The organism is Pseudoalteromonas sp. Z1A2, from assembly GCF_011378755.1.
Taxonomy (GTDB): domain Bacteria; phylum Pseudomonadota; class Gammaproteobacteria; order Enterobacterales; family Alteromonadaceae; genus Pseudoalteromonas; species Pseudoalteromonas distincta.
In genome coordinates this window covers 57,426-69,576 of the sequence record NZ_WTKX01000019.1, presented here as the reverse complement: position 1 = coordinate 69,576, position 12,151 = coordinate 57,426, and the positions used below count along the sequence as shown (strand labels likewise).

10 protein-coding genes are annotated in these 12,151 nt (G+C 40.2%); 9 read left to right on the top strand and 1 reads right to left on the bottom strand.

What is annotated here, in order from left to right:
- Nucleotides 1-10 precede the first annotated feature (10 nt).
- From miaA to GQR47_RS13670, 7 genes are all read left to right on the top strand, one after another.
- On the top strand, nt 11-928 hold the full coding sequence (gene miaA, locus GQR47_RS13700) for a tRNA (adenosine(37)-N6)-dimethylallyltransferase MiaA (protein ID WP_024597269.1): 918 nt from the start codon (nt 11-13) through the stop codon (nt 926-928).
- A gap of 78 nt (nt 929-1,006) precedes the next feature.
- A complete protein-coding gene (gene hfq, locus GQR47_RS13695) occupies nt 1,007-1,270 on the top strand; it encodes an RNA chaperone Hfq (RefSeq protein ID WP_024597268.1) in 264 nt (87 codons plus the stop codon).
- A 15-nt stretch (nt 1,271-1,285) separates the two neighbouring features.
- Nucleotides 1,286-2,575, top strand: a complete 1,290-nt coding sequence (gene hflX, locus GQR47_RS13690) for a ribosome rescue GTPase HflX (RefSeq protein ID WP_024597267.1) — start codon at nt 1,286-1,288, stop codon at nt 2,573-2,575.
- 100 nt (nt 2,576-2,675) lie between these two features.
- Nucleotides 2,676-3,845 carry an FtsH protease activity modulator HflK gene (gene hflK, locus GQR47_RS13685; protein WP_002957881.1) on the top strand — a complete coding sequence of 390 codons (1,170 nt, stop codon included), beginning with the start codon at nt 2,676-2,678 and terminating at the stop codon, nt 3,843-3,845.
- 5 nt (nt 3,846-3,850) lie between these two features.
- Complete coding sequence (gene hflC / locus GQR47_RS13680; protein WP_002957880.1) at nt 3,851-4,729, top strand: protease modulator HflC; 879 nt, start codon at nt 3,851-3,853, stop codon at nt 4,727-4,729.
- Nucleotides 4,730-4,943: 214 nt separating this feature from the next.
- Nucleotides 4,944-6,257, top strand: coding sequence for an adenylosuccinate synthase (locus tag GQR47_RS13675; protein ID WP_024597266.1), 1,314 nt, complete (start codon nt 4,944-4,946; stop codon nt 6,255-6,257).
- 111 nt (nt 6,258-6,368) lie between these two features.
- Nucleotides 6,369-7,007 carry an SEL1-like repeat protein gene (locus GQR47_RS13670; RefSeq protein WP_024597265.1) on the top strand — a complete coding sequence of 213 codons (639 nt, stop codon included), beginning with the start codon at nt 6,369-6,371 and terminating at the stop codon, nt 7,005-7,007.
- A gap of 69 nt (nt 7,008-7,076) precedes the next feature.
- Here the strand turns inward: GQR47_RS13670 and GQR47_RS13665 are convergent, their stop codons facing one another.
- Nucleotides 7,077-8,924 carry a sodium:proton antiporter gene (locus GQR47_RS13665; protein ID WP_002957877.1) on the bottom strand — a complete coding sequence of 616 codons (1,848 nt, stop codon included), beginning with the start codon at nt 8,922-8,924 and terminating at the stop codon, nt 7,077-7,079.
- Nucleotides 8,925-9,793: 869 nt separating this feature from the next.
- On the opposite strand from GQR47_RS13665, the gene proB reads away from it, so the two are divergent.
- Nucleotides 9,794-10,900 (top strand): glutamate 5-kinase, encoded by a 1,107-nt coding sequence (gene proB, locus GQR47_RS13660; protein WP_002957876.1) that lies wholly within the window; start codon nt 9,794-9,796, stop codon nt 10,898-10,900.
- Entirely contained in the window at nt 10,897-12,144 is a 1,248-nt protein-coding gene (locus GQR47_RS13655) for a glutamate-5-semialdehyde dehydrogenase (protein WP_024597264.1), read from the top strand. The genes proB and GQR47_RS13655 overlap by 4 nt, the downstream gene beginning before the upstream one ends.
- Nucleotides 12,145-12,151 lie beyond the last annotated feature (7 nt).

Below are 12,151 nucleotides of genomic sequence, written 5' to 3'. Positions count from 1 at the left end.
GGTATCAGTGTTGAGTAATTTACCAGTTATATTTTTAATGGGTCCAACTGCAGCAGGTAAAACAGCATTGGCAATCTCGCTGTGCGAGCATTTAAATACAGAAATAATCAGCGTAGATTCAGCGCTAGTGTATAAAGGTATGGACATTGGTACAGCAAAACCTGATGCGGAAGAATTAGCCAAAGCTCCGCATCATTTAATTGATCTACTTGACCCGAGTGAAACGTATTCAGTTGCAGATTTTAGGCGCGATGCAGTGCAAAAAATTGACGAATTTCACAGACAAGGTAAAGTGCCTGTATTGGTTGGAGGTACAATGCTGTACTTCAAATCTTTAATTGATGGTTTATCGCCTTTACCTGAAGCAGATACAGAGATAAGAACAGAGTTAGAAGCGCAAGCGAAAGAATTTGGCTGGCCTCATTTATATAAAGAATTAGTTAAAGTTGACCCAAAAGCAGCCGAAAAAATAAGTGAAAATGATTCACAAAGAATTAATCGAGCTTTAGAGGTTTACAGGTTAACTGGTAAGACCATGACTGAGTTGCAAATGCAAAAACAGCCGGCTTTACCTTATACTTTTCATCAATTTGCGATTGCACCGCAAGAACGCAGTGAATTACACCGCCGAATTGAAGAAAGGTTTAAAATAATGATTGATCAGGGGTTTGAAAATGAAGTTTCGACCCTATATCTACGTAAGGATTTACACCCCAATATGCCTTCTATTCGTTGTGTTGGTTATAGACAAATGTGGGATTACCTTGCGGGTGAAACAAACCATGATGAAATGGTTTTTCGTGGCATCGCAGCAACACGTCAGCTGGCAAAACGGCAGTTAACGTGGCTTCGTAGTTGGCCTGATGTTACTTGGTTAACAACAGGCGACGAAGAAAACTTGCATCGTGTAGTAAGTTCGCTAAGCTAGTAGTAGTTGAATATTGTTTTTTATCAAATAAGTTCAGCCACTTAATTATAATAACACCTAGAACGAAGGAACAATAACATGGCAAAAGGCCAATCGTTACAAGACCCATTTTTGAATGCACTACGACGTGAGCGCATTCCAGTATCAATCTTTTTGGTAAATGGCATAAAATTACAAGGCAAAATTCAGTCATTTGACCAATTTGTTATTTTACTAGAGAACACCGTAAATCAAATGGTTTATAAGCATGCAATTTCTACAGTTGTCCCTGCTCGCGCAGTTAACTTCCAAGCAGTTCAAGGGAGTGAAGACACTGAAGAGGCAGAAGCTGGAAACTTTTAATTAGGAGCATAATGTTTGTTTGACCGCTATGAATCCGGCGAACAGGCAATTTTAGTTCATATCGACTTGCCTAAAGAAGGAGATCGTGAAGATCTTCACGAATTAGAAATGTTGGTATCTTCTGCTGGTGTTAGTAGTTTGGCGGTTGTGCAAGGCAGCCGTCAAGCACCACATCCGAAACTATTCGTCGGTACCGGTAAAGCAGAGGAAATAGCTGAGATTGTCAAAATCCACAAAGCAGATGTCGTAATTTTTAATCATCAACTTAGGCCATCACAAGAGCGTAATTTAGAGCGCGTTTGTCAATGTCGTGTGCTTGATAGAACGACGCTAATTCTTGATATTTTTGCCCAGCGCGCACGTACCCACGAGGGTAAGCTGCAAGTTGAATTGGCTCAACTTCGCCATATGTCGACTCGATTAATTCGAGGCTGGACTCACCTTGAACGTCAAAAAGGCGGGATTGGTTTACGTGGTCCTGGTGAAACTCAACTTGAAACTGACAGAAGATTACTTCGTGCCCGTATTCAAAATATTCGTGCACGTTTAGCTAAAGTTGCAGTGCAACGTGAACAAGGTAGGCGAGCTCGTACTCGCAACGAAATACCTACAGTTTCATTAGTTGGTTATACCAATGCGGGTAAATCTACATTATTTAATCGAATTACAAATTCAGATGTATACGCGGCCGATCAGTTGTTTGCCACGCTTGATCCGACTCTACGTAAGCTTGAGTTAGGTGATGTTGGCCCTGTTATCTTAGCTGATACAGTGGGCTTTATTCGTCACCTACCACATGACTTAGTTGCTGCTTTTAAAGCAACGCTTACTGAAACTCGCGAAGCTGATTTGCAGTTACATGTAATTGATGCCGCAGACTCACGTCTGCAAGAAAATATTGAACAAGTACAATCGGTGCTTAAAGAAATTGAGGCCGATGAAGTACCACAGCTATTAATTTATAATAAAATTGATGCGCTGGATAACGTAAGCCCACGTATTGATCGAGATGACGAAGGTCAACCTATAAGAGTATGGCTTAGCGCTCAGACTGGTGAAGGGTGTGAATTACTTAGCGAGGCTATCAGTGAGTTACTAGCTAAGAAGATGTTTAACGAAACATTATTTCTTACGCCATTGTATGGTCGCTTAAGAGCTGCATTGTTCAGTTTAAATGCAGTGCATGAAGAGCAATTTGATGAGCAAGGTAATTGGCTGTTAGATGTTAGAATGCCAATGGTTGAGTGGAATCGTTTAATTAAAGAATTTGGTCCTGAAATTGCTGGTTTTATCAACCGTAATTAAAAATTGACGTTTTAATGTCGGTTTTTGTATGAGAAACGCGGTAGATTTGTTAGATTTAACACAATTTCCTAATTTATTTAGATAACAATGGAGTATAGCTATGGCCTGGAATGAACCGGGTAATAATGGCAATGACAAAGATCCGTGGAATAATAAAGGCGGACGTGATCAAGGCCCACCTGATTTAGACGAGGTGTTCCGCAAGTTTAGTAACAAGTTCAGCGGCTTATTTGGCGGGAAAAAATCCGGCAATGGTAGCGGCGGTGGACTTGGCGGAGCCGGTATTTCATTCATACTTATTATCGCCGTTATTGTATGGGCGTTAAGTGGTATTTATACGGTTAAAGAAGCCGAGCGTGGTGTGGTTCTACAATTTGGTAAATATGACCGAATTGCTGATCCTGGTTTGCGTTGGAAAATGACTTTCATCGAAACGGTAATCCCAGTAGATATTGAAGCTGTTCGTTCATTATCGGCTTCTGGTTTTATGCTTACTGAAGACGAAAACGTAGTGAGCGTTGAGTTTCAGGTGCAATACCGTGTTATTGACCCATACCTTTATGAATTTAGCGTAACTAACGCTGATAGTAGCTTAGAAGAAGCGCTAGACAGTGCCCTGCGTTATGTTGTGGGCCATGCAAAAATGGACCAAGTATTAACTAATGGCCGTGAGGTTGTTCGTCAAAATACATGGGATGAGCTTAATAAGATTATCGAACCATATAACTTAGGTTTAATTGTTACTGACGTGAACTTTAAAGACTCTCGTCCACCAACTGAAGTTAAAGATGCATTTGATGATGCAATTGCTGCACAAGAAGATGAAGAACGTTTCATCCGTGAAGCAGAAGCATATGCTCGTGAAATTGAACCGCGTGCTCGTGGTCAAGTAACGCGTATGACTCAAGAAGCGGAAGGTTATCAAGAGCGCATTACATTGGAAGCACAAGGTGAGGTAGCTCGCTTTGAAAAGCTTTTACCTGAATATCAAGCAGCTAAAGAAGTTACTCGTGAGCGCTTATACATTGATGCAATGGAAGAAGTGTTAGGGAGTAGTTCTAAAATATTGGTTGATGTTAAAGGCGGCAATAACATGATGTATTTACCTCTTGATAAAATTATGGACAAGCAAGGAACCGCAACACGAGTTGCACTTCCAAGTTCAAGTGATATTCAAGACTTACGTAATAAAGTTAATACGTCGCGCAATAGCTCCGTTAATAGTGGCAATGACCGCTTTAACAATGACCGCTTCAATGATGGGAGATAATCATAATGAAAAACTTTAGTTTAGTAATACTATTAGCTGCCATTGTTATGTCTTTCTCATCGGTATTTGTTGTACCTGAAGGGCAAAAAGCAATTGTAATGTTATTCAGTAAAGTACAAAAAGATAGCGACGACAAAGCGATTGTATATGGCCCAGGCCTACAATTTAAAGTACCATTTTTTAGCCAAGTACGTCGTATTGATGCACGTATTCAAACGCTAGATGGTGCGCCAGATCGCTTTGTTACTAGCGAGAAAAAAGACTTAATTGTTGATTCGTTTGTAAAATGGCGAGTTAATGACTTTAGTGCTTTTTACTTACGTGCTCGTGGCGATAAGCAATATGCTGAAACGCTACTTAAGCAAAAAGTAAACAATGGTCTTCGTACAAACTTTGGTACACGTACAATTCGCGAAATTGTATCAGGTGAGCGTAGCGAGTTGATGGAAGAAGCGTTAGTACAAGCTTCTGAAAGTGCACGTGAGCTAGGTATTGAAGTACTAGACGTACGTGTTAAGCAAATCAACTTACCACAAGAAGTGAGTAGCTCTATTTACCAACGTATGCGCGCTGAGCGTACTGCGGTTGCAAAAGAGCACCGTTCTGAAGGTCAGGAAAAAGCAGAGACTATTCGTGCGGGAGTTGACCGTCGAGTAACTGTAATGCTTGCTGATGCTGAGCGTAATGCACGTTCTGTACGTGGTCAAGGCGATGCTGATGCTGCAGGCATTTATGCTAATGCGTATAACAAAGACCCTGAGTTCTTTAGTTTTGTACGTTCACTTGAAGCTTACAAAAAGACTTTTAAAGATAAGCAAGATGTTATGGTGCTTTCACCAGATAGCGACTTCTTCCAATATATGAAAGGCGCTAAAGCTCAATAGACTTTACGTTAATTATTTAAAAGTTAAAAAGCCTCGCATTTGCGGGGCTTTTTGTTAAATACAAACTAGTGCGTTAAATCACTGTTATTTATGTGGTTATTGGTCAATATTTGGATGTAACAATTGCCCGCAGAAAAAATAAGCTGAACAGGGGTGATCTTTACTTTAGTTTTCTGGTAAAATCTCGTCCTAATTTTCTCTAAGTGAATTTACGATGGGTAAAAACGTTGTTGTATTAGGCACCCAATGGGGTGACGAAGGAAAGGGTAAGGTAGTTGATCTCCTTACAGACAAAGCATCTTTAGTAGTTCGTTATCAAGGTGGCCACAATGCGGGTCATACTTTAGTTATCGAAGGTGAAAAGACGGTTCTACACCTTATTCCATCGGGTGTATTACGTGACAATGTTAAATGTGTGATTGGTAATGGTGTAGTTTTATCACCAGAAGCGCTAATGAGAGAAATTGGCATGCTTGAAGAGCGCGGCGTACCAGTACGCGAGCGTCTTTTAATAAGTGAAGCATGTCCGCTAATCTTGCCTTTCCATGTTGCATTAGATGTAGCCCGCGAAACAGCTCGTGGCGATAAGCCTATTGGTACAACTGGCCGTGGAATCGGTCCTGCGTACGAAGATAAAGTAGCACGTCGTGGTTTACGCGTAGGCGATTTATTTAATCCTGAAGTATTTGCAGCTAAATTAAAAGAAGTGCTTGAGTACCACAACTTCACTTTAGTTAACTACTACAAAGTAGATGCTGTAGATTTCCAAAAAACGTTTGATGATGCAATGGCTGTTGCTGATATCTTAAAAGCAATGGTTGTAGATGTAACTGAGCTTTTAGATCAAACGCGTTTAGCAGGCGAAAACATTTTATTTGAAGGTGCACAAGGTACGTTACTTGATATAGATCACGGTACTTACCCTTATGTAACATCTTCAAACACTACCGCTGGTGGCGTTGCTACTGGTGCAGGTTTTGGTCCATTAAACCTTGATTACGTTTTAGGTATTATTAAAGCGTACACGACACGTGTTGGTTCAGGTCCTTTCCCTACAGAGCTTTACGACGGTCTTGATAAACAAGATCCAGTTGGTAAGCACCTAGGTGATAAAGGCCATGAGTTTGGCGCTACAACAGGTCGACTTCGTCGTACTGGTTGGTTAGATGCAGTGGCTATGCGCCGTGCAGTTCAAATCAACAGTATTTCAGGTTTTTGTTTAACTAAGCTTGATGTTTTAGATGGCTTAGAAACACTTAAAATCTGTACTGGTTACAAGCTTGAAGATGGCACAGTTACTAACGTAACACCATTAGCGGCTGAAGGTTACGATAAAGTAACACCAGTATACGAAGAAATGCCAGGTTGGTCAGAAAACACTGTTGGTGTAACTAGTCTTGACGGTTTACCAAAAGCTGCGATTGACTACATCAAACGTATTGAAGAAATTACGGGTGTTCCAATTGATATTATTTCTACAGGTCCTGACCGTGTAGAAACTATGGTGCTTCGCAATCCGTTTGCGTAATTACCATTAGATTAAAAAAAGCTGCTCCGTGCAGCTTTTTTTGTGTCTAAAATTCACCTTGGAACGATCTTTGTATATTATTTAATAAGTTTATTTATATAAGTGGTGAACATGCGTTTATTTAATCGTAATTGCGTACTAAGGCTTTCGTTAATACCGCTGTCTTTATTTATAGCAACCAACAGCTTAGCTACAGAAAGCCCTGCTGCTGTGCCGCTGTATACAGAATCAGAGCTAATTGCGTTAATAAATAAAAATACGCATTTAGCGCGCGTAAAGGCAGATGATTGCCAGTTGGTGCAAGATATAGAAGCACGAGCCAATAAAATGGCATTGCCGTCTTATCAATTTTTATACGGCGATATGCTGGCTTATAACGTGTGCGTTGATCGCAATGTAGAGTTAGGGGTGTATTACATGCGAAAAGCAGCTGAGCAAGGCTTAGCTGCAGCGCTAGAGCAATTGGGACGATACTACGACACTGGTCGCTTAGTTCAGCAAGATAAAGCAATGGCAATTACGTATTTGCGTGAAGCCTCGTCGCAAGGCAATTTAAAAGCACAACTACGTTTAGTTAAATTATTTAATGATGGCTATGGCAGCCCGCGTGATTTTGAAGATGCCTATCGTTGGCTATTTAATTCTATGGTGGCAGATAAAGCGACTCATAAAAAAATTGAGCGAGCGCTGACTAAGTTAGCGCAAAAAATGCCAGATAGTGTGGTTGCTCGAGCTCGCCTTCCTATTTAATGGCTTTTAAAAACAAAACCCTAACTTTTTAAGTTAGGGTTTTTTAGTTTTTACAGACCGTAAAAGTATTTAGCTGTCTTCTTTAGCCTTTGTTTGCGGGTCTTTTAAAACTGACATTTTAGGCGGCTGCAATGCAACAACGCGTTCGCCTTCTTGCGGCGGTTTTTCCATGTTGATTGTAAACGGTCTTAGCTTAATTGGTGTATCGTCATCACTGTCTTTATCACCTTTGAGAATAAATAAAGGGATAGCCTCAGGGTTCATTTCTAAGTATTGTTCCCAGCTAAACTCATCCGAGATACGTGTTGAACTAACCTTACCGCCTTTAGCTATAATACTGCTTAAACGTGCATACGAGCCTTCGTCTCCAAACAGTATTTGTCTAGATAAAAACGTTGCGCTGTCTTTATTTGCTTTTGCATGCGACGTTGATGAGCGTAGCGAAAATACATTTTTCTCATTAAGTAAATGCGAAAAGTATTGAACACCTAACGCATTATGATGACGATTTGGCGATAATGCTAATACACTACGAATCGTTGTTAGAGGTAAGTAGCGTTCAGCATGCTCTGATTGCGGGTTACCATAATAACAAGCTAAACCATCCATACGTGCCATTCTGCAGTTTTCCCATGCAGGATCTGACAGGTGAACCGGAATGTTTTGCTCTTGTAAGCCTCGGCCGATTGCACGCGATACATGGTTTGCACCAATAATTAATATTGTATTTGGCGATGGCTGGCGTACACCTAATAGCTTGGCGACAGGAATGGCGGTTAAGCTCTGTAGTACAACGGTAATTATAATTACTGTAAATATAAGAGGTACCATTTTTTCAGCATCCGCAACACCAGACTCCATCATGCTAAGCGCAAATACCGACCCAACGGCTGCGGCGACTATACCGCGTGGAGCTATCCAGGCAAGTACCAAACGAGACTTCATTGGTAAGTCAGTACCAAAGGTCGAAATAGCAATACACAGTGGCCGAGCAACAAAAAGCACGATAGCTAAAAATATAAATACATCGCTGTCGAGCATCATTAAATCAGAGAGCTGTAAGCGTGCTGCAAGTAAAATAAACAGCGTTGATATTAATATCATCGACAAGTCTTCTTTGAACTCAAGTACAGAATCTATTTCTAAATCGTCTTGGTTAGCAAGCCAAATACCAAATACAGTCACTGCTAATAGGCCTGATTCATGGCTTAAATAGTTTGATACAGAAAAACTAATGAGTACTAATGCCAATATACCAAACTTATGTAATTCAAATGGTAGCCACTCGCGGCGCATTAATAGTGTTGTTAACCAACCAGCAGCAACACCAATACTTAATCCAACACCTAGGGTTTTAACTAAAGCAATAATAGTGTGGCTAAATACTTCGCCTTGGCCTACCAGCATTACGGCTTCAAATACTAATACAGCGAATAATGCGCCGATCGGGTCTATTACAATACCTTCCCATCGAAGTATGCGGTCAATGTCTTGTGTTGGGCGCATTGAGTTTAATAGCGGTGCTATAACAGTAGGGCCTGTTACAACTAGCACTGCACCTAATACCGCAGCTACACGCCAATTAAGTTCAAGTAACCAATAGGCGCTGAGGCTAATAATAATACAGGTAGTAAGCATGCCGATGGAGCAAAGGTTTCTTACAACTTTTCCGATTCCTTTTAGCTCTCTGAAATGCAGAGTTAAGGATCCTTCAAATAAAATGATGGCAACACTTAGTGATACAACTGGAAACAGTAAATCACCTAACAATGCATCAGGGTCTAAAACACCACTAAATGGCCCAAGTAAAAGACCAGTAAGCAATAAGAAAAGAATAGCGGGCACTCTAAAAGCCCACGCGACCCATTGGGCAAGCACAGAGCAAAGTGCGATACCGGCTATGTAAATTGCTGACATAGATTAAGAATTCCTTATTTATGACGGTTTGTTTAGAAAGTATAACTTTTGTTAATTATTAATACAGGGGTATACACGGGAAATTCAAATATTACTAATCAATTTTAGCTGCTTATAGAAGATTAGTAGGCTTAAATTATTTTGCGCGTGTTAAGCCGCCTTATTTTAGGCTGTATTAATTGTTTAATTGGTTGAATTTTAATAACAATCTAACACCACAAACGAGGAGGAATTAGCTTCGCTCGAATTTTAACCTTGATTTTTAAGGGGTATTTAGTGTAATATGCTTCGTGTTCTAATAATTAGTTATCTAATGAAGTTTATTGGAAGTAAAAGTGGTTTGTTAATCTTAACGTCATTTTTAATCTTTATAATCATGCATTAGTGGTGTTACTAGTATTCGAACACTACATAATTTCATTTGCCGAACTCTTGGTATGGTTTTGCTAAACAAGTTTATTTAATTATTTAAGTAAATAAAGGTTTGAGTTGAACTATTACTTTCAATGTTTAACCCCCATCGTGGCGGTTAAATCTCGGTCCTTTGGTCTTCACCCTATCTGTTGGTGTATCAGACTTTAGAGGCTCTATGTATGTTGTTAATAAAAAAGCCACACACAGCTTTTTACAGCGATGCATAAACAACACTTTTAAATTTTTTGATTAGTGCTGCTCGATATTATTGGGTTGTTGCTACTTTATACTTAACCTTAAATCTAAGCTTATTGTTTTAGATATGGTTTTCGCGTGTGTGTAAAAAAGTGTTGCCTAAATGAAAGACAAATTCGAAGCTATGTTTTAAACCTAGCTACTTAGTTTTAGCTCGTCTAATTAAGGTGAGCGCAGATAAAATGGAAAGTTGAGCATTTATGCAAAAGTTAAATTGGCGACGTATCGTACTTAAAGTAGGTAGTGCATTAATTGCACCAGATCAAGATGGCTGCCGTTCGCGTTACATATTAACCATCGCACAGTTCATTGTTCGTTGTCGTGCCCGTGGAATCGAGGTGATTTTAGTATCATCGGGTTCTGTAGCTGCTGGCGCGCATTTATTCCCATCAGACAAACCACGCTCTGTGGTAATGAAAAAAGCAATGGCGGCAGCAGGTCAAACAGAAATGATTGCCATGTGGGACCGCTTTTTTGACTTTCCATCTGCGCAGCTATTATTAACGCATGGCGATTTACGTGACCGCGAGCGTTACCAGAGCATCCGTGAAACCGTGTTCACTTTACTTGAACATGGTGTACTTCCTATCATTAATGAAAATGATGCTGTAACTACCGACGACTTAAGAGTGGGTGATAACGATAACTTATCAGCAATGGTTGCAGCAGCTGCCGACGCCGATGCTTTATTAATATTCTCAGATGTTGACGGGCTATATGATAAAAACCCTAACTTGCATGATGATGCGGTGCTACTGCCTGAAATAAAATCAATTGATGAATCTATTTATGCTATGGCAGGATGTGCTACAAGTGCGGTTGGTACTGGTGGTATGAAAACTAAAATAGAAGCGGCAGAAAAAGCAACGTCACATGGTATAGCGACTTATATTATAAATGGCTTTAAAGAAGAAACATTTACAAAACTGCTAGCTGGAGAAAACCCAGGTAGTGTATTTTTACCGTACGAAAAACCGATGCAGGACTCTATTCATTGGATGACACATACAGCAAATGAGCAAGGTGAAGTTGTTGTTGATGGATCATTTGATGAATCTCTTGAAGGTGAAAGTGGATGTATTCGTGGTGACGAAATCATGGAAGTTCACGGTGAATTTGCCGTGGGTGATACCATTTTAGTACGTAGTGAAGACGGTACGCGTTTAGCTAAAGCGACCGCAAATTATAGTAGCTGTTTGTTAAACTTTATTGCAGACAACGAACAGAGTGAATTCAGCGAAAAAATGCAGGATTCAATTGGACCAGTTATATCTGAAAAACATATCGCATTATTGGAGAAGTCATGAGTTTAATTACGGACATTTCACGTCAGGCAGCTAAAGCTGCACATACACTTGCTTTACTCGATACCAAGACTAAAAACAAAGTACTAGTTGAAATGGCAGCGGCACTAAGAGAGCAAAAAGCATTTATAATAAAAGAAAATGAAAGTGATTTAAGCGCAGCACGCGACAATAACTTAGCTGCCTCAATGATCGACCGCTTAACGTTAAACGATGAGCGTATTGAAGCAATGGCTGAAGGAATTGAAGTAATCGTAAGCCTTGATGATCCTGTTGGTCAGCTGCGTGATATTACTGAGCGCCCAAATGGTATTAAAATTCGCAAAATGCGAGTACCTCTTGGCGTTGTGTGTATGATTTACGAAGCACGTCCGAATGTGACAGCAGACGCTGGTGCACTATGTTTTAAATCAGGTAATGGCGTAATTTTACGTGGCGGCAAAGAAGCACTTAGAAGTTCACAAGCTATCGCAAGTGTAATGCATAGCGTACTTGAGAAGCACAACTTACCGGTATCACTTATTTCAGTGATTCCAGATCCAGACCGTGCGCTGTTAATGGAACTGATGCAGCAACGCGAAAGCATTGATTTAATCATTCCACGCGGCGGCGAGGGTTTAATTAACTTTGTTACTGAAAACAGTACGATCCCAGTAATTCAGCATTACAAAGGCGTTTGTCATCTATATGTAGATAAAGATGCCGACCTAGAAATTGCGCTTAACTTACTGCTTAACGGTAAAACGCAGCGTACCGGTGTTTGTAATGCACTAGAAGGTTTAGTTGTGCATCAAGATGTGGCAGATGAGTTTTTAAATTTGTGTGCAGTTGTATTACGCCAAGAAGGTGTAAAAATAAATGCTGACAGCTTTGCAGTTAAATACTTTGATAACGCAACAGTCCTAGCTGATAACGAATTTGGTGAAGAATATCTAGACCTAGAAATCGCTATTCGCGTTGTACCAAACTTTACGGCAGCGGTTGAACACATTGCACAGTTTGGATCAAACCATACAGAAGTAATTTGTACTAAAAATGAAGCTGCTGCAGAGTTATTCCAACGTAGTGTTGATGCTTCTGTAGTAATGGTTAACGCATCGTCTCGTTTTTCTGATGGCTCACAATTGGGCCTAGGTGCAGAGATTGGAATAGCTACTTCCAAGCTACATGCATACGGTCCTATGGGCCTCGAGTCACTAACGACAGAAAAGTATTTAGTTAATGGAGTTGGCCAAGTTCGCGAGTAACCGCAAA